General features: G+C 33.6%; 17 protein-coding genes. 2 read left to right on the top strand and 15 right to left on the bottom strand.

The window, feature by feature from the left end; genetic code table 11:
* Nucleotides 1–7 precede the first annotated feature (7 nt).
* From HT586_RS00705 to HT586_RS00645, 13 genes are all read right to left on the bottom strand, one after another.
* Nucleotides 8–1,237: a Gfo/Idh/MocA family protein gene (locus HT586_RS00705; RefSeq protein WP_203546001.1), complete on the bottom strand. Its 1,230-nt coding sequence runs from the start codon at nt 1,235–1,237 to the stop codon at nt 8–10.
* Nucleotides 1,238–1,247: 10 nt separating this feature from the next.
* Nucleotides 1,248–2,843, bottom strand: a complete 1,596-nt coding sequence (locus HT586_RS00700; RefSeq protein WP_203546000.1) for a peptide ABC transporter substrate-binding protein — start codon at nt 2,841–2,843, stop codon at nt 1,248–1,250.
* Between the two features lie 72 nt (nt 2,844–2,915).
* Nucleotides 2,916–4,055: an N-acetylglucosamine-6-phosphate deacetylase gene (nagA, locus tag HT586_RS00695; protein WP_203545999.1), complete on the bottom strand. Its 1,140-nt coding sequence runs from the start codon at nt 4,053–4,055 to the stop codon at nt 2,916–2,918.
* A 15-nt stretch (nt 4,056–4,070) separates the two neighbouring features.
* Nucleotides 4,071–4,466, bottom strand: coding sequence for a PTS sugar transporter subunit IIA (locus tag HT586_RS00690; RefSeq protein ID WP_203545998.1), 396 nt, complete (start codon nt 4,464–4,466; stop codon nt 4,071–4,073).
* Between the two features lie 13 nt (nt 4,467–4,479).
* The gene (locus tag HT586_RS00685; protein WP_203545997.1) at nt 4,480–5,322 is read right to left on the bottom strand and encodes a PTS system mannose/fructose/sorbose family transporter subunit IID; all 843 of its coding nucleotides are present in this window, start codon (nt 5,320–5,322) and stop codon (nt 4,480–4,482) included.
* Nucleotides 5,309–6,205 (bottom strand): PTS mannose/fructose/sorbose/N-acetylgalactosamine transporter subunit IIC, encoded by an 897-nt coding sequence (locus tag HT586_RS00680; RefSeq protein ID WP_203545996.1) that lies wholly within the window; start codon nt 6,203–6,205, stop codon nt 5,309–5,311. The genes HT586_RS00685 and HT586_RS00680 overlap by 14 nt, the downstream gene beginning before the upstream one ends.
* 37 nt (nt 6,206–6,242) lie before the next feature.
* A complete protein-coding gene (locus HT586_RS00675) occupies nt 6,243–6,722 on the bottom strand; it encodes a PTS sugar transporter subunit IIB (protein ID WP_203545995.1) in 480 nt (159 codons plus the stop codon).
* Nucleotides 6,723–6,727: 5 nt separating this feature from the next.
* Nucleotides 6,728–8,506, bottom strand: coding sequence for a glycoside hydrolase family 35 protein (locus HT586_RS00670; RefSeq protein ID WP_203545994.1), 1,779 nt, complete (start codon nt 8,504–8,506; stop codon nt 6,728–6,730).
* A 14-nt stretch (nt 8,507–8,520) separates the two neighbouring features.
* The gene (locus HT586_RS00665; RefSeq protein WP_203545993.1) at nt 8,521–9,459 is read right to left on the bottom strand and encodes a tagatose 1,6-diphosphate aldolase; all 939 of its coding nucleotides are present in this window, start codon (nt 9,457–9,459) and stop codon (nt 8,521–8,523) included.
* A complete protein-coding gene (locus HT586_RS00660; protein WP_203545992.1) occupies nt 9,459–10,385 on the bottom strand; it encodes a 1-phosphofructokinase family hexose kinase in 927 nt (308 codons plus the stop codon). The genes HT586_RS00665 and HT586_RS00660 overlap by 1 nt, the downstream gene beginning before the upstream one ends.
* Complete coding sequence (locus tag HT586_RS00655) at nt 10,385–11,482, bottom strand: SIS domain-containing protein (protein WP_203545991.1); 1,098 nt, start codon at nt 11,480–11,482, stop codon at nt 10,385–10,387. The genes HT586_RS00660 and HT586_RS00655 overlap by 1 nt, the downstream gene beginning before the upstream one ends.
* Nucleotides 11,483–11,539: 57 nt before the next feature.
* A complete protein-coding gene (locus HT586_RS00650) occupies nt 11,540–12,250 on the bottom strand; it encodes a GntR family transcriptional regulator (protein WP_203545990.1) in 711 nt (236 codons plus the stop codon).
* Between the two features lie 287 nt (nt 12,251–12,537).
* Nucleotides 12,538–13,035, bottom strand: coding sequence for a hypothetical protein (locus HT586_RS00645; protein ID WP_203545989.1), 498 nt, complete (start codon nt 13,033–13,035; stop codon nt 12,538–12,540).
* A gap of 170 nt (nt 13,036–13,205) precedes the next feature.
* On the opposite strand from HT586_RS00645, the gene HT586_RS00640 reads away from it, so the two are divergent.
* Entirely contained in the window at nt 13,206–14,639 is a 1,434-nt protein-coding gene (locus HT586_RS00640) for a protein adenylyltransferase SelO (protein WP_238999271.1), read from the top strand.
* A 51-nt stretch (nt 14,640–14,690) separates the two neighbouring features.
* The gene (locus HT586_RS00635; RefSeq protein WP_203545987.1) at nt 14,691–15,395 is read left to right on the top strand and encodes a M15 family metallopeptidase; all 705 of its coding nucleotides are present in this window, start codon (nt 14,691–14,693) and stop codon (nt 15,393–15,395) included.
* 119 nt (nt 15,396–15,514) lie between these two features.
* Here the strand turns inward: HT586_RS00635 and HT586_RS00630 are convergent, their stop codons facing one another.
* Both HT586_RS00630 and HT586_RS00625 read right to left on the bottom strand, forming a co-directional pair.
* Nucleotides 15,515–16,333 (bottom strand): catalase family protein, encoded by an 819-nt coding sequence (locus HT586_RS00630; RefSeq protein ID WP_203545986.1) that lies wholly within the window; start codon nt 16,331–16,333, stop codon nt 15,515–15,517.
* 147 nt (nt 16,334–16,480) lie between these two features.
* Nucleotides 16,481–18,742 (bottom strand): ATP-binding cassette domain-containing protein, encoded by a 2,262-nt coding sequence (locus tag HT586_RS00625; protein WP_203545985.1) that lies wholly within the window; start codon nt 18,740–18,742, stop codon nt 16,481–16,483.
* Nucleotides 18,743–18,787 lie beyond the last annotated feature (45 nt).

Genomic DNA, 18,787 nt, shown 5'->3' with positions numbered 1-18,787 from the left:
ACTTTTTTTATGCTAAATTACTAATAAAGTTTGATAAAACAATCGGCTTGCCACCTCTTTTTCTAGAAGCTTCTGCAGCAAATGCCATCATGTGACTTTTCATCGATTTTTCAGCAGAGGACTTCGACTCTGTATTGGAATCAATTGTATGTAAAAAGTCACGAATAATGCCACTATCTCCTCCGCCATGTCCATATGCCTCGGGCAATAAAATAACTTCTTCCTGTTCATTCAAATACGTATAAGTACTTATTTTATTCTCATCCATATTACCTCTAATTTCACCTTTTGTACCCATAATTTGAACGATTCTAGTTTGTTCTCTCGTAAATCCACACATACTGAATGTCACAGTCGCTCCATTCTCACATTGCATATTAACGACTTGATGATCAACGACATTATTATCACTTTGGAAAACACATTTACCATAATCGGTAGTATTCAGCTTTTCAATTATCGCTTCATCAGTATCTACGTCAGTAAACTTTCTCGCCCAGCCACGCCCTTTTCCTAAATAATAATTCCCGGCATGGAATATACAGGTTTGTTCATATGGACAGCCTTCTAAACATCTTATTGGAGCACCTTCAGGTTTATAATTTTCATTAAAGTACATAAGATTACCGAAAGAAGAAATACGTTCTACTTCTGACTGCAGGATATAATTAATGATATCCATATCATGACAAGATTTAGCTAATATCATAGGACTGGAAGTTTTGTCATTATTCCAGTTTCCTCTCACAAAGCTATGTGACATATGCATAATTTCAACATTTTCATTCAGTTGAATCGAGATGATATCACCAATTTTATCCTGATCAATTAGTTGTTTAATATTTGTCCAGAAAGGGGTATATCTGAGTACATGACAAACTGACAAGACTTTATTGTTTTTTTTTGCTTGTTCTACCATTTCAAGGCATTCTGCAGCATTGGGACTCATCGGTTTTTCAAGCAGTACATGATAGCGTTGTAATGCTTGAATTACAGGCTGAAAATGTTCTTTATCTTGTGTACAAATGAGTGCGATATCTGCATCAACATTATCTAGCAGTAATGTCACCCAATTTTCATAGTGAAGCACATCTGGACATAGTACTTTAATTTTATCTGCTCTCAATTCATTCGGCTCTGCAACTGCAACAAGCTTTACTTTATGAGGATGCTTTAACAACTCTTTCGCATAAATATAACCTCTGTCACCCGCACCAATCAATATTGCCTTTAACATTAATTATCACCTATTTCTTAATATATGCTTCTTTATATTCTGTAGTTCCTACGAAGTGGATGATTCTATTTTTTAATTGAGGATTTGTAAGTCTAGCTGTCCCTCTTTGATAAAGTGGTAGAATTACAGCGTCTCTTAAGAAGAGATTTTCGGCTTTTTGCATCGTTGTCCACCTCACATCCGGTTGTGTAACTAAATCCGTTTTACTTTGCAAAATATATTCATCAAACTGTGGATTATTATAGCCTGTTTCTTTAGCAGTTGTATCCGAAACAAATAAATCTAGAAATGTCATCGGATCTGGATAATCTGGACCCCATCCGGTATATGCGATGTCGTATTCTCCTTTTTTAGTTAACGCTATTTTCTGCTTAGATGGCTGTTGTTTAATTTTAATTGTTACTCCTGGTAAATTCTTTTCAATTTGTTCTTTAAAATATTCTGCATCTGTTTTTGCATTTTCCTGATCATAAGTTAACAAAGTCAATTGAATATTATCAGTATTAAGCTCTTTCTTCGCTTTACTTAAAGATGATTGTGCTGCTTTTAAATTAAATGAATATGGTGCCTCTACTCCATCATTGAAATCTTTATTATTGCTATCCGTAAACACTTTATTCGGTGTAAGTTTATCAGCAGGAACAGAGCCATTATTTAATAAAGTTTTAACGTACTTCTCTTTATCCATAGCTTGGGACAATGCTATTCTTAAGTTTTGATTGCTTAGGTATCTATTTTTTAAATTAAACTGCATGTAGAATAATGCTGAGTCTAATCTTGTACTGAAAGCCTTATCTGTTTTATACTTATCAACTTTTTCTGAACTAATCGTTACTGCATCTAATTTATTTGTTTCAAATAAATTTAATGCTGTCTGTTCATCTTTAATGACTTTATAATTAATCTCTTTTAATTTAACTTTTTTGTGATCCCAATAATTTTTATTCTTAACTAATTTTAATTTGTTTTCAATTTTCCATTCTTTCAATATAAATGGTCCGCTAAATAATGCATTTTTTACTGTCGTTCCATATTTTTCACCCTGTTTTTCTACAAATCCTTTAGACACAGGTAGAAATGTTCCAAATGTCAATAATTCTTTAAAATAAGGTACTGCCTGTTCTAATTCTATTTTTAACGTATAATCGTCCACTGCTTGAATGCCCAAACTGTCCGGTTTCATCTTACCTTCATTTATCGCTTTTGCATTCTTCACATCGTACATAATATATGCATATTCTGAAGCTGTTTCAGGATTAACTACGCGTTGCCATGCATATACAAAGTCATTTGCTGTCACAGGTTTTCCATTACTCCATTTATTATTTTTTCTTAATTTAATTGTATAGACTTTACCATCTTTTGAAACTTTAGGATCTTCTAGTGCCATTGCAGGCTCTGCCTTTTCATTCTTGTTTAATCTATATAATCCTTCTTGTGTTGCATTCAATATTTCAAAAGCAAATGCGTCAACAGCAAGTCCTGAATCTAGCGTTGCCAAATCACTTCCTGATTGTAACCTTAAGGCATCACTATCCACCTCTTTTGAGTTACTACATCCCATCAATATCATACTAAGTAATAAAAAATATAATAACTTTTTCATATTGCACCTCTAAAGTTAGAATTTTCAGATAATTATTCGTTTAAAAATTGTAGGCTGGATAACCAACCTACATTAAAATTCATATCGTTTACCTGATTTTATCGTAGATATCACATCAAAATCATTATTTAAAATAGCAATGTCTGCATCTTTTCCAATCTTAATGGAACCTTTTTTGTCATCTACTTTCAAAGCGATTGCCTGATTCAAACTCGTTACTCGCCAAAGCGCTTCTAAATCCTTACCACTAAAGTGAATCAAATTTTTTAAACCTTGGTTCATTTTCAACACGCTACCAGCTAAAGATCCAGTATCGATTCTTGCAACACCGTCTTTTACAGTAACTTGCTGTCCACCTAAATCATAAACACCATCAGGCTTTCCTTTAGCTCTCATTGCATCTGTAATTAAATAAAATTTATCATTACCTTTTGCTGTTATCGCAAGCTTGGCACTTGATGGATGTGCATGTAATCCATCAACAATCATTTCTGTATGGATTTGTTCATTGGTTAACGCCATACCCACAACACCTGGTTCACGGTGCATAAACCCTGAGCTGCCATTATATAGATGTGTGATATGCTTTGCACCTATCTTTACTGCATGTTCTGCTTGTTCATATGTTGCTGCTGAATGACCGATTGAAAATATAATTTCAGGAAAGCTTTCTACCAGTGATTCTGCTCCTTCTTTTTCAGGTGCAAAGGTCACAATTTTTATAAGGTTATTTGCGTGCGTCTGAAATGTTTTAAGTTGCGAACTATCAGGTTTTTGAACATATTCTGGATTTTGTGCACCTATTTTTTCTTCAGAAATAAACGGTCCTTCTAAGTGTATACCTAAAATTTCTGCTCCTTCATAATCTTCTTCATAAACACGACTGATATTCGCGAGCGCTTGAATAATATTTTCATTTGACTGTGTCATCGTTGTAGGAAGGAACGACGTTGTTCCTTCACTAAGCAACGATTTCGATAAGTGCAATAATCCTTTATATGATGCATCCATCGCGTCTTCACCGTAACCACCATGAATATGGATATCAATAAATCCAGGTAATACAAATGCATTCATATAATCGTGCAATAATAGCTCACCAGTATAGTCTCCATGTTGAATGTCTTCAATTTTATCATTATTAATTACAACATATCCATTTATTATTCCGTCTTCAGTAAAGATATTTTTACTTCTAATGACATAACGCATGAAATCATCTCTTTCTTATTCATCTTCATCAAAAGAAGCAAGCATTTCATTTACATGAACGACATATTCTTTTGATTTATCGATAATATTTGCTTTTTCTCCTATCATTCTACCATTAATATAAGTAATCACCATAGGAAGACTCATTCCTGCGTATAATTCAATATCCTCACCTTGCATAATAAGTTTAGAGACTGCATTACAAGGTGTGCCACCTATAAGATCCGCAAAGACAACAACTGAATCTGCTTCTTTACGCGCTTCATTAAATTTACTGATAAATTCTTCTTCACCATCTTCTGGATTTAATGATACTGCATAAAGATAATCCTGAGGTCCGAGTATCATTTCAGTGCTTTCTTTTAATCCTTTTGAAAAACCACCATGACTTACTAAAATTAATTTTTCCATTCTGTTCACTTCCTTACATTTTACCTAATACACCTAAAGCTGATAATATAACTGAAACAATTAATACTATAAAGATAGCACGCGTTGAGTTCATATTTTTACGGCCTAATAACCAGTACACACCTAATACAATAAGTAATGGTACTAAACGTGGTAAGATCATATCAATATTATTTTGAACGTTGATTGTTAAATCACCTATTTTAGGAGCCCATACGAACTTCACTCTTACCATCGTTGCGACAAGTGCCCCTACCATAAATACTCCGAGCATCGTTGCTGCATTGGTTAATGCTTCTAATCTATGTTGCATTGTAGTTACTAATGAAATACCTTCTTTATATGCATATTCCAACTGTTTCCAACGGAAGACCATGATTAAAATTTGAGCAAATAGCCAAATGAATGCACCAATCGGATTTCCGTTTACTGCCATATTTGCTGCTAACGCCCCAAAGATTGTTGGAACTAAAGAACCGAAGATTGAGTCACCGACAGCAGCAAATGGTCCCATTAATCCAGTTTTTAAACCTGCAACTGATTCTTTAGATTGATACCCTTCTTTACTTTCAATAGCTAGATCGATACCAGTAATTGTTGTATTGAAGAAGTTACTCGTATTAAAGAACTGTGCATGTGTTTTCATCATTTCTTTCAATTCAGGTGTATCATCACCATACATCTTTCTTAGTTGAGGAAGAATTGTATAAAGATAACCTGAACCTTGCATTCTTTCATAGTTCCATCCTAATTGAAATGTTAATAACGAACGACGGTTAATTTGATTAAAGTCTTTTTTAGTTAATTCATAAGGTTTATGCACTACTGGCGTTACTTTTTCATTAGAGTTCGTCATCTTCAATCTCTCCTTCCTCAGTTACATTCGCAGAAGTTGTTGTTCCTGCAAGTTTCGGTTTAACTTCAATTGATTTTTTATATTCCATGATTGCAAATGCAAGACCTATTAATGCAATAGCAAGCATTGGTAAGTTTGTTGAGGCATTAACAAAGTTTTTGTCTAATCCGCTTACGGCACCACTAAGTCCACTAATACCATCAAAGATTGTTACAAAGATTGCTGCAAGCACAAATCCGATAATAAAATGTGGTAAGTGCTTTCTCACAGGTAAATAACGTAATAGGATCGCAAATCCGACTGCTGGTAATACAGCACCCGCCACTGTTAAACCATCTCCAAGCCATTTTAAATCTGTATTCAAATAATTAACAACAGCTTTTACTAGATTACCACCAAATGCAAGTGCTAAGAAAACAGGAATCATACGAGATAAAGACCAAGGTACCATACCAAGTAAGAAGTTACGTTCGATACCTTTATAATCCATTTGTTCAATTTTAGCATCTACTCGGTGTGCAAAGAACGTGTTGGCAAAACGTGCTAAAATATCTGTTTGAATCATTAAACTTGCTACTGGAACTGCTAATGTTGCAAGTGCTTGTTGGGGACTCATCCCTAATGCTGATGAGAAGGCTACTGCAAGAATTGTACCTGAGTTTGCATCGATACGGCTTGCTCCACCAAATGTTCCTACCCCTAAAATTGTAAGTTGCATACTACCACCAATAATTAAACCTGTCTTGATATCTCCCATAATTAATCCTGAAATTAATCCTGCAAAAACAGGTTGGCTTAATGATGAATAAATTTGTAACTCATCTAGAATTTGATAACCAGCATATAAAGATAGTAATGCTATTTGCCACCATAAAATCTCCATAATATTTCACCTCTGTTTATATTTACTTATTCCTTAATCAGTTTTTTAATAATGCCATAAAATCATTGACGCTATCATTAGGAACCATTTGATTCACTATTTTTACACCTTTTTCATTTAACTGTTTAAATACTTCAACATCTTCATCCGTAACGTTAATTGACTTTGTAATTGATTTCGTATCTGATGTTTGCGACATATTACCAACATTCAGTATGTCAATCGGTACACCATATTCAATCAATCTTAAGAAACGATCAGGTTTTTTAGCGATAATCATTAATCGTTGTGAATCGTATTTTCCAGCTAAAATATTATTTGCAGCTTTTTCTACAGGAAGTACTGATAATTTAATACCTGCAGGGGTTGCTAACTTTAAGCCGCTTTTATCGATATCACTTTGTGCCACTTCATCATCAATTACCATGAAACGTGTAATATTTAACTTAGTACTCCATAAGTTTGCTACTTGTCCATGTATAAGTCGTCCATCAATACGATTAGCAATAATTGTCATTTAAATCATTCCTTTTCTAATAATATATTTTTATGTGCTGTTCTTGTGTTTAATATTTCTGCATATTTTCCTTCTGTATCGAACACAACAATTTCATTTTTACCATGTTTTAATAACGACTTAGAAATATATAAAGATACAATCGGTCCTTTTTCCCAGTAACGTCCTAGATTAAAACCGTTGATAAATGCAATACCTTTTCCGAAATCACTCATATCCAGATACGTATCAGCAATTTCATCTAAATTAAATTCATAGCGATAAAATGCTGGTGTGTTATCAACAAAACCACGAGTATAGTCAATCTCTTGTATACGATCAAAATCAATCGCATATTGTTTCCAATGGTTGACAAAGTGTAAATCCATCATCAATCCCTGGCCTAAACCTTTATACTGTGTACTTGCAAATAATTTATAGCCATAATTGACACGGCCCATATTTTCTACTAATACATCAATTTGATTATGTTCCTCTAACGGTAACGTGAATTCTTCACCAATTTCTTGTTGATAAGCTGTATATTTCAGTTGATGATTTAAAAATAACTGGACCCTATCACGTGCATCAATTATTTTAAATTTCTCCTCATCTATCGAGCGTTTTACTTCTGTTCGATATAATACATATCCATATGGATGATCTAATGCTTCAAATGATTGTGGATATAAACTTTCAGTAATCGTTGAAATATCATCCAGTACATGATGCAGACTTACTTTATCCTTAAGTTGAATATCAGTAACTGCAATAGATGAATGTGTAATCGGTTCTTGTTGTTCTATAGTCGGCAAAGTTTCTTTCAGCATTTTCTGAAGTTCAAAATATTTTGCTGTAGGATTACCTGCTTCATCTAACGGCGCATCATAGTCATATGAAGTAATTTGAGGTAGATCTACCGTACCACGTGCTGAACAGCCATTAAAGAATCCGAAGTTTGTACCACCATGGAACATATATAAATTGACATGACCACGTTCAACCGCAATCTTAACTTGTTCAGCTAAGTCAGTTTTATCACGTTTAATAATTTCATCTCCCCAACGATTGAACCATCCATCCCAGAATTCCATGCATACAATCGGCCATTGTTTATTATGCTTTTTCATAAATGCTTCTAAATTATCAAAGTGCTGATCGGTTCTCGAACCGAAATTACCAGTAGGTAGTACACCTTCTTCAACTAAATGCCCAGCATCTAAACACTGCTCCCATGCCCCGTCCGAAGTAAATAAAGGTACGGTTACACCATTGGCAATCATCATATCTTTCAATGCTTTTAAATATTTTTTATCTTCATAAAAAGAACCATATTCATTTTCAATTTGAAACATAAGTATTGGTCCACCATTATCCACTTGTAATGGCGTTAAAATTTTAAATAAAGCCTTATAATAATTGTTCACTTTTTCCAGATAAACAGGATCTGAAGTACGTATTTTCATATTTTTATCTTTCAAAAGCCAGGCAGGCAATCCGCCAAATTCCCATTCTGCACAAATGAATGGAGAAGGGCGTACAATCACATATAGACCGATCGACTGCGCGAGTTCAATAAAATGTTTTAAATCTTTATTGCCCGAGAAATCAAATTGTCCTTCACTTAATTCATGCCAATTCCATGGGACATATGTTTCAACTGTATTAAAGCCAAGCGCCTTTAAATTATATAGTTTATGTTCCCAATCTTCTCTGACACTTCTAAAGTAATGAATTGCTCCTGACAATAGATGAAATGACTGCCCATCAAGCTTGAATGTTTCTTCAACTTTAAACCTACTCATGATTTCACATCCTTTTATACTAATGGTGTGGCATTTTTAAGATTAACTTCATTTAAATTATTTAAATTCTCTAATCCTTTGCTTAACAGCCAAGATTTTGCTGCATGTTGTCCTTCATTTAAAAATACCTCTGTACCAGCTTTCCATGTTGCTCTTCCACAAAGAATACCGTTAAATTTAGAACCACTTTCATTTGCAAAGATAAGCGTTTCATTGAATAACTCTGGTGAAACACCTCCACTTAAATACACAAATGGAAGATGTGTTGCGGCTGTTTGTTCCTTAAAGAATGCTGCTGCTTCTTCTTTTGTATAAACAAAATCATCACCATAACCTTCAACATAATTCATGTTTACAGGAACTTCTACTTTTAATACATCTACATTAAATCTGCTATCACTATATTTCTTCATTGCTTCAATCACTTTGCGTGGACGTACTTTCGCAAAATCTTTTCCTTTTTCATCGCCGATTTGATCATCATAGACTAAAATCTCAAGCAATAAAGGAACATTCTCTGCAACACACTCACTACCTACACGTTCAACAAATGCTTCCTTTACTTTATTGATATCATCTGATTCGTCTACATCTACGTATATCAATAATTTAATAGCGTCTGCGCCACGTTCAACAAGATTTTTTACTGAGCAATCCTGTACAAGTCTCGGAAATCTTCCTGGTCCAAGCTTTTCATAACCTGTTTGTTCGTAGGCCATGATTAGACCAGCCTGGCTTGATTTCTTACCTGCTGCTGTAAAGCCATATTCAGGATCAAGTAAGATTGCTGAACCATGCGGTGATAATGTTTCAGATACCAATTCTTTATAGATTGCTAAATTCTCATCTGTACCTTTTTCTCCTAATAATTTTCTTAATGCGCCACGTTGATCCACTGCAACTGCTGCAAAGATGCCTTTATCATCTAATAATTTACTTAAATCTTTTGTCATTATATTTTCTCCACCTTTATCTTATCTATTAATTCATTGATTTGAGATAAACTGATATAACCTGTCTGCTCATTCATTGCGTTGGAAATACCACATGCCATAGCAAATTTAATCATCATTTCGTCATCAAATAAATTTTCTATCCCATATGCTATACCTGCTACTGTACTATCTCCTGAACCTACAGGATTAACTATTTGCATATTAGGTATATGCGCGCGATATAAATGATTATTTCTTTTAATCAATGCACCGTTTCCACCGAGCGTTAAAAATACATCCTTGTTTTGAAATAAAGGATTATGCTTTAACACGTCAATTCTTTGTTCCAAATGTTCGCATGTAAAGCCAATTAACTCATCAAACTCTGTTTCATTAGGCTTTATACAGTGCACTTCATCGTATTGCAACAACCGTTGTAATTCTGATGCTCTCACATCAACAATATTGTAATTTGACTCAATGCTATTAAGAATTGTATGCGTATGCTCTAAAGGTGTAGCATCTTCTAGTATCGGAGTACTACCACTTATAACTTGTACATTGCAATGTTGCTTTTGTTTTAGTTTGTGTATATATTCTTTCTGGTAAACTTTTTTTATTAACGGTCCAGATTCTAAAATCTCTGTCTGATGTACACCATCATTTATCGCAATACAAATTCTTGATTCTCCGTCAGTTTCAATAAATTCATTAGATAATGTAATATCTTCTAATTTAGTTTTAATTGTCTTACCATTATTACCAGCGATATAACCCATAAGTAATACATTTTCTTTAAGCTGATTAAGTACTTTTGCAACGTTAATTCCTTTACCACCAGCATTTTTAATAACTGTATTCGGTCTATGCACTTGTCCTATATTTAAGTGGTTAATTTGATACGTAATGTCTATAGAACTATTAAATGAATGTACAAGAATCATTATTTACCTTGCTCATATGGATAAATTTCTACACCTTTAACCACTCTGTTAATAAAACCATCCGGTGAAGGATTATCTGGATTCAAACCATTTTTCACTGATGTATAAGTTGCAAATAGTTGACCGAAAGTTAAATAGATTAAAGCGCGTTCTATGCCTTTGAATTGACTGATTACTTGACCGATATCATTATGATTTTCATCTAATACCAATACTTCATAATTCTTTTCACTGTTACTCACTTCTTTTACTAAATCCACTTCGTATTGCTTAATATAAGGTTCATCATGAGCAAGCAGAATAAACAAAGAACCATCCTTTAATCCAGCTTTTGGACCATGTCTGAAACCTAGCGTCGTTTCACGCGCAATCTCAATTTTTCCTGCTGAAAGTTCATTTAATTTTAAACTTGTTTCTCTCGTGATTGCTCCATTTTCTTTACTACCAACATAAAATACCTTTTTAAATTCTTTTTCACTAACATGTTTTGCAAATGCTTCAATGTCAGCAAACTTCTCTTCTGCATTCGATGTAAAAGTAGATGAAACTTTACCGATAAAGAGTAGATACGCAGCAAGCAACATTGTTGAGAAACTAGAAGTCATTGCTAATGATTTATCATTCGTTTCTTCTGGAAGAATTACTTTAAATGCCTTCTCACCTGTATACTTCGCTAAATAACCATCCTTGTTATTCGTAATAAATACGTGATAAACATTGTCAGATAATTGATCAGCAAGCTCTACCGTACCTTTCGTTTCCGGACTATTACCAGAACGTGCAAATGAGACTACTATAATTGATTTATCAGGATTTAAATAATTCTCAGGATTGGTAACAAAATCAGTTGTTGCTACAGATTCAACTTCAAAATCATGAAATCTATCTGAAAGATACAACGTTCTCAATGTATCTCCTACATAAGCAGATGATCCTGCACCCGTAAATAAAATCTTAACCGCTTTACCCTGTGCTTTAATACCTTCAATGAAGTCATTAAAGCTATCCTTTTTCTCATCTACCAATTCGACTGTTTTTTGCCACATCAAAGGTTGTTGCTTAATTTCTTTGTACGTATGTGTGTCATGTAAATTCATTGCTTTCTCCTCCATAGGTAATAATGTTATAACCACTTGGTTTTAAAAATATAGAGCTTATAAGAGCTCTACAGTATATTTATACTCATCACCTACAACTAAACTACGTGTATATTCGACAATTTGTCCTTTTGAATATGCGTAACGCTGTATGTACATTGCTATATGCTTTGGTTTCTTATTGAGTAATTCCGCTTCTTCTTTCGTTAAAATTGTTGCTTCTAACGTTTCATGCGCATTATCAATTTGTATTTGATATTCGTTGGATAATGTTTTGTACAAAGATACCTTATTAAAATTAAACTTATCCAGATCTGGCGCTAAAGATTGTGGAATATAGCTATATTCAAGTACTAAAGGCTTATCATTTGCAAGCCTTAAACGTGTTAGTTTGAAGACATGAGCATTGAGCATTAACCCAGTTCTTTTATGAATATAGTCGTTTACCCTTTCTAACTGTATATCCAGCATTTTTGTAGAAGGCTTGTCGCCTTTTTTTATAATTTCGTCACTGAAACTATATAAATTGTTTAAAATTTGATTATATTGAGAGGGTAACACATAAGTACCAATACCTTGTTTACGTTGAATAATTCGTTCATCTTCAAGTAAATCAAGAGCTTGTCTAATTGTAATTCGACTCACATCATATAATTCACAAAGCTTTCTTTCTGATGGAAGTTTATCACCTACCTGTAATTCACCATTATCAATATTATTTCTTATTTTCTCTGCAATCTGTAAATATAATTGTACTTGTGACTTCATAGCAAACTCCCCTACTGGTTATAACCAATTAAATTATAATTCTATTTTTTTAATTTGTAAAGGTTTTCATGTTTTATTTTTAAATTTTAATTTTTTCTATATTTTTATACTATACATTAAACACTTTATATCACTAGTTATTATAGCAACGTTTTTTAAGAAAAAATATTTCGGAAAAAATATTTATAATAAACTTTAATAATAAAAAAAGAGCAACATTCATAATGTTCCTCTCAATGGTAAAATAAATCATTAGAAATTTTATTCAATTATTTTAATTCTTTTCTTTAGTATGGTTTCTTCACAATTCTCGTTTTACTAACAATCGTTTTGAAATCTTTAGAAGATTGATATTTCAAATAATTTTTCATACTATATTTTTTTCCGCCTTTAACTAGTGTTTTATAATCAATAAGTGATTGTGTACCACCTATAACAATTGTACTATCACTGACACCAATAATTGTTGCAAAGTTTCCTTTTGAAATCTTTGTGCTATAAAAACGCATATTCTTTGGTGCGCCTTCTATCTTTCCACTATTAAATACATCGAAATTTTTGCTGTAATGTTTAGAAATCCCAGTTGGACCATATGTAACGAATTTTCCTGTAACAACTTCTTTTCTTGTAAATGAATATGTCCCAATATCTTTTGTAAAATAAGCCAGTGCAATTTTTGATTTCTCATCAAGTTTCTTCGTTGTTGCAGCTTCTGCTTTTTCCAAACTCAATGGTGTACTTAATAATATTGCACCTGTTAAGGTAACTACTAAAGTTTTTTTCATTTTTTGATCCTCCAGTAAATTTATGTAATTTTCTTTTTCATTATATAAATTACAATCTTGCAAATCAATCTAATATTTTAAATATATTGTCATTCTAACAAGCAAACTTGCTCTATCTTATCTACCTTAATGTTAAGATGAAACTACAGTATCCTTTCAAGGAGGTTCATATGTTTAATCTTCGTTTTGACAATTCATATTTGAAACTATCTGCTGACCTTTATGAAATCAGTCAGCCTGACAAGCCTACTCAGCCTGAAGTCGTTATCTTTAATACAAAATTAGCTAAGCAACTTAATATAGATTTATCCCTTCAGGATCATCCTGAATATTTAACAGGAAAAGAGATACTTCCCGGAAGTATTCCTGCTGCACACGCATATGCTGGACATCAATTTGGTCATTTCACAATGCTTGGTGATGGGCGTGCACATGTGCTTGGTGAACATTTGACAGAAGACAATATGCGTTACGATATACAGCTAAAAGGTTCTGGTCGTACAATATTCTCTCGTTCAGGTGATGGGCGTGCTGCCATTGGTCCGATGCTTAGGGAATATATCATTAGCGAAGCGATGTATTATTTAAATATTCCTACTACAAGAAGTCTTGCAGTGTCACTTACCGGTGACAATGTTTACCGTGAAACATCTTTACCAGGTGCTGTACTTGTCCGTATTGCTCAAAGTAATTTACGGGTAGGGACATTCGAATATGCAGTTCGTACTGAAAATAAAGATAACATCAAACAATTAGCGGATTATGCGATAGCACGTCATTATCCCCAAATAAAGCAAGATTATAATCGATATCTTTCTTTACTTAATAAAGTGATTGAAAGACAAGCTTCTCTTATCGCGAAATGGCAATCAATCGGATTTATTCACGGTGTAATGAATACTGATAATATGACGATTAGCGGAGAAACAATCGATTACGGTCCTTGCGCATTTATGGATACATACCATCCATCGACTGTATTCAGTTCAATTGATCAATATGGCAGGTATGCTTACGATAATCAGCCGAGTATTGCACTATGGAACTTAACACGCTTTGCTGAAACGCTCATCCCATTAATCGATGATGATGAAGCATTAGCAATACAATATGCAGAAACTGCACTTGGTACGTTTCAGGATTTATATGTAACTCATTATATGAAATACTTCGGTAAAAAGATTGGGATTGAGAACATTCAACAACAAGACTTCCAGCTCGTGATTGATTTACTCGCATTATTTGAGAAATATGAACTCGACTTTACGAAGACTTTCAGAAGTTTAGCGACTAACACATTTAAAGAAGGATCATTCTTTAAACACGCCGATGTACAGGACTGGTATAAAGAATGGGAGAAGATCATCGAACAATATACAACAACCGATGTATTTAGTTTAATGCAATCCGTCAATCCTGCAGTAATTCCAAGAAATCACCTCGTAGAAGAAGCACTGAGTGATGCTACACTTGCTCAAGATTATACGAAGCTACACCAATTACTTGAAGCATCGAGTCAGCCCTTTGATGATGATCATAATGCACAATATTTAAATCCTGCGCCTCCAACTGACAGAGTTTATCAGACGTATTGTGGAACATAAAAAGCATAGTATAGTATAATATAACGATAATATATTATAAGGAGACTTTATATGAAGGTATTTGCTAAATTGAGCTTGGCTGGTTTAATTGTCGCTACATCATTCCCATTACATGAGACACATGCAGCTAACAATAAAAGTTGTACTATTCATGTCAGCAACAAGACAATATCTAAAATCAATGGTATCCCTATAGCGAATAAACAATACTATATGTCACGAAATTATAATCCAGGTGCCGATAAAACGATGATTAAATGGTACAATAGGATGAAAGCAGATGCTAGAAAACAAGGTATCAACCTTGAAATCGTAGGTCAAACCGGAGCGTACGGCTATAGATCGTATGCAACACAGCAATATCTTTACAATAGTTATATCGCATCTTACGGGCAAGCTTATGCGAATCGTATTTCAGCAAGACCTGGTACGAGTGAACATCAATTGGGGCTTGCCATGGACATTAAAGATGGCACAAATTACGGTACATTATCGACATCATTTGAGTATACCGCAGCGTCAAAATATCTTCAGAAAAATGCGCATAAATACGGTTTTATCATCCGATATCTAAAAGGTAAAGAACAAATCACAGGATTTATGTATGAACCTTGGCATATTAGATATGTAGGACGTACACATGCAGCGCGCATTAATTATAATCACGTAACATTAGAAGAGTATTTTGGTATTCAGGGAAAGAAACGTCTGTCTTCTGGAAAACATACAGTTCGTGGTGTCATTTGCAAGTACTAATGTTTTTCTTACTTAACTATATAACCTCCAGTCCTCTCAATAAAAAAGCGAAATACGACATTTAATCGTATTTCACTTTTTACATTAAATAACACATCAAATTTCATATAACCTGATGCTTAATCCAGCTGATCCAAAGGTATAACATTATCATAATCAATACCTTCTGCAATCCTTCTTTGATGTGAAATTGTATACATTTCTGATCTTAATTGAATAATCTCATCATCACCTAACGGAGCTAAATTAGAACCCGTTTGATATAAATCAAACACTTCTATATTTTCTTTATTGGCTTCTTTAAGTTGAATCGTTCCTATATCGACTAGTTGATAATTATTTGGTAATTCAGAGATAGGATGGGGTTGTTGATGAATCTCAGCTTGTAAAATAATCATTTCACCTTTTAACGTTGTTCTAAATCTAACAAATTTACCATCATTCGTTTTAAAGTAATGTAGATTGTAATACGTTTTCTCTTTAAACCTGGGCAGTATTGGCTGATTGAAGATAAATTTCTTCAAATCTTTATTGAATCCTTCAATCTTCATTATATGTCTGAATAAATTAAGCTTAACACCTACGTTATCTTCATCATGAATTGCATTGCTATATTGCGCAATTTTATATATTGAATCGGCTTTAGTCCACGGAAAATAAGGAAATGTCACTAATACTAAATCGATGGGATTAGACCCTTCGAAACGAATCGCCATACCTTTTAGTGGAACTAACTTTGTAATATGATTTTTATTTGTTAAAGCATCCGATAATCTAACATGCGCTTTTTGAAACTCACCTAAAAGCTTTAGTCCTTCAACATTCAGTTTAACTTCTCCAGAATAATTAAACCCTTTCGTATGCGCACGCTTACCACCTTTTGAAGTTTTCGCTAACCTTTCGATAGTCTTAATGATATAAAGTGCTTTATCTTTCATAAAATCCTCTCCTTTAGTTATTAATTACCCTAAACAAGAGATTGATGTAATATTTATTAATCTCATAATGTGAAAAAAATAAAAAATATTTATATTGGTTTAGAAAAGATATTTATCACTATTTTTCATTCGAATAACTCGTATTTTTTAAATGCTACCCTCAACATATCTCAATAAATGTTTACCTGTTAGTGAATTTTCTTCATAAATAATTTCTTTCGGCACGCCACTATAGAGTATTTTACCTCCGTCTAGTCCTGCACGTGGTCCAATGTCAATCATCCAATCTGCATAAGTCATCATTGTTAAATTGTGCTCTATTACAATCACCGTATTATTTTCATCAATTAAATAATCAAAGATGCTTTTTAAGTTATCAATATCCGCTTCATGTAAACCTGTTGTAGGTTCATCAAAGATAAATATCTTATCTTCCACACCCTCATTAATATATCGACTAAGTTTCACACGTTGACTTTCCCCACCTGACAGAGTATCTAATGACTGTCCTAAAGTCATATAGTCAAGTCCTGTACGCTTAACACTCTTCAACACTTGATTAACGCTTTCTATCGGAAAGAAATCGATTGCCTCTTCTACAGAAAGCTCTAGCATGTCTGCGATAGAATATCCTTTAACTTTTGCCTCAAGTACTTCTGGACGATAGCGTTTACCGTGACACACTTCACACTGTTGAACAAAGTCTGACATGAATGCAAGCTCTGTCTTTATAACACCTTTACCATTACAGTTTGGACATGCACCTTCTGAGTTATAACTGAACATTCCTTTTTTGAGTCCTGTCTCTTTGCCATAGTATGCTCTAATATCATCAAAGACATTCAGGTAGGTAAGTAAATTGGAGCGATTTGTCGCATGTACTGGTTTCTGATCGATATAAATGACATCTTCTCTTGCGCGAAGTCCTGTTTGTATTAACGTACTTTTACCTGAACCTGCAACACCTGTGACCGCAGTTAACACATGCTTAGGAATATTGACTGATACATCTTTCAAGTTGTTCTTCGTAATATGTCTTAATTCTATGATCTCGTTTGATACCCTTACCTTCTCTTTAAAGGTATGTGGTTGGGATAGCGCCTTACCTGTTGCACTATTAACTTTAAGCAATTCATTATATTTCCCTGTAAATATAATTTCTCCGCCATGCTTACCACTTCCTGGTCCGATATCAACGCAATAATCTGCAATCTTAATGACATCAGGGTCATGTTCAACAACAAGTACTGTATTGCCTTTGTCCCGTATTGAAAGCATGATTTGATTAATATTTTCAATATCTTCAGGATGTAGTCCGACACTTGGTTCATCAATGATATACACCAAATCTGTAAGCGGACTATTTAAATGACGAATCAACTTAATTCTTTGAGATTCTCCCCCTGATAAAGTAGTCGTTTCTCTGCTTAATGTTAAATAACCTAAACCAATACGGTGCAATGCTTCTAATTGTTTGACTAAAGGTTCAATAATATACTGTGCTTTTTCATCATCTATGTTATTCAAAAACTTAATCTCATCGTCTACAGTCAGGTCACAAAACTCAGTAATATTTAATCCATTTATTTTACAACTCAGTATTTTGTCATTCAGACGCTTACCATGGCAATCCGGACATATTTGTTCTGTCACAATACGGTTCACATCTTTAATAAATTTCTTCTTTTCATACGTATCGTTGATTAGAAATGATCTTCTGAATCGATAAATTAGACCTTCAAATTTAGCAGTCTTCGGCCAGTTTGATGGTGGATTTTTTAATTTGATCGGCTCCTGATAAAGAAACGTATCCATTTCTTCTTTAGAATAATCTTTCAATTTCTTATCGTTATCAAATAAACCAGAGTATAAATACCTTTTACCTCGCCATGAATCGGGAGAAAATGATGGAAAGTTGATAGCATCTTCATTTAGAGAACGATCGAAATGTAATAACTCATTTAAATCAATATCTTCTACATAACCTAACCCATCACATGTTTTGCACATACCGTTCGTATTATTAAAAGAAAAGTCCGTAGAATATCCTACAAACGGTTTCCCAATGCGTGACCATAACAACCTTACCCCAGAATATATATCTGAAATTGTACCTACAGTTGACCTTGAATTCCCACCAATTCTATCCTGCCCAATGACCATTGAGACTGGTAGATTTTCAATACGATCAACAAGTGGTTTATCATAATGATTGAGTTGATTCTGTATATAAGTACTATATGTTTCATTTAATAGACGTTCGCTCTCAGCAGCAATCGTGTTAAATACTAGAGACGACTTACCAGAACCCGAACGCCCAGTAAATACCGTCAGTTGATGTTTTGGAATCTCTAGCGTTATATCTTTTAGATTATTCTGCTTTGCCCCAATAATCTTTATTGGCTTCATCGAATCACTCCAATTTAATCTTTACACCATTATAACACGAATAGA

Source organism: Macrococcoides bohemicum, assembly GCF_016865215.1.
In the GTDB taxonomy this organism is placed as follows: Bacteria; Bacillota; Bacilli; order Staphylococcales; family Staphylococcaceae; genus Macrococcoides; species Macrococcoides bohemicum.
The sequence above is the reverse complement of the archived record's forward strand: the minus strand, read 5'-3'. Positions and strand labels throughout refer to the sequence as shown.

Bases quoted from the DNA above. Each gene is read 5' to 3' on its own strand.
- HT586_RS00705 (WP_203546001.1), bottom strand. From the start codon at position 1,237: ATGTTAAAGGCAATATTGATTGGTGCGGGTGACAGAGGTTATATTTAT.
- HT586_RS00700 (WP_203546000.1), bottom strand. From the start codon at position 2,843: ATGAAAAAGTTATTATATTTTTTATTACTTAGTATGATATTGATGGGA.
- nagA (WP_203545999.1), bottom strand. From the start codon at position 4,055: ATGCGTTATGTCATTAGAAGTAAAAATATCTTTACTGAAGACGGAATA.
- HT586_RS00690 (WP_203545998.1), bottom strand. From the start codon at position 4,466: ATGGAAAAATTAATTTTAGTAAGTCATGGTGGTTTTTCAAAAGGATTA.
- HT586_RS00685 (WP_203545997.1), bottom strand. From the start codon at position 5,322: ATGACGAACTCTAATGAAAAAGTAACGCCAGTAGTGCATAAACCTTAT.
- HT586_RS00680 (WP_203545996.1), bottom strand. From the start codon at position 6,205: ATGGAGATTTTATGGTGGCAAATAGCATTACTATCTTTATATGCTGGT.
- HT586_RS00675 (WP_203545995.1), bottom strand. From the start codon at position 6,722: ATGACAATTATTGCTAATCGTATTGATGGACGACTTATACATGGACAA.
- HT586_RS00670 (WP_203545994.1), bottom strand. From the start codon at position 8,506: ATGAGTAGGTTTAAAGTTGAAGAAACATTCAAGCTTGATGGGCAGTCA.
- HT586_RS00665 (WP_203545993.1), bottom strand. From the start codon at position 9,459: ATGACAAAAGATTTAAGTAAATTATTAGATGATAAAGGCATCTTTGCA.
- HT586_RS00660 (WP_203545992.1), bottom strand. From the start codon at position 10,385: ATGATTCTTGTACATTCATTTAATAGTTCTATAGACATTACGTATCAA.
- HT586_RS00655 (WP_203545991.1), bottom strand. From the start codon at position 11,482: ATGAATTTACATGACACACATACGTACAAAGAAATTAAGCAACAACCT.
- HT586_RS00650 (WP_203545990.1), bottom strand. From the start codon at position 12,250: ATGAAGTCACAAGTACAATTATATTTACAGATTGCAGAGAAAATAAGA.
- HT586_RS00645 (WP_203545989.1), bottom strand. From the start codon at position 13,035: ATGAAAAAAACTTTAGTAGTTACCTTAACAGGTGCAATATTATTAAGT.
- HT586_RS00640 (WP_238999271.1), top strand. From the start codon at position 13,206: ATGTTTAATCTTCGTTTTGACAATTCATATTTGAAACTATCTGCTGAC.
- HT586_RS00635 (WP_203545987.1), top strand. From the start codon at position 14,691: ATGAAGGTATTTGCTAAATTGAGCTTGGCTGGTTTAATTGTCGCTACA.
- HT586_RS00630 (WP_203545986.1), bottom strand. From the start codon at position 16,333: ATGAAAGATAAAGCACTTTATATCATTAAGACTATCGAAAGGTTAGCG.
- HT586_RS00625 (WP_203545985.1), bottom strand. From the start codon at position 18,742: ATGAAGCCAATAAAGATTATTGGGGCAAAGCAGAATAATCTAAAAGAT.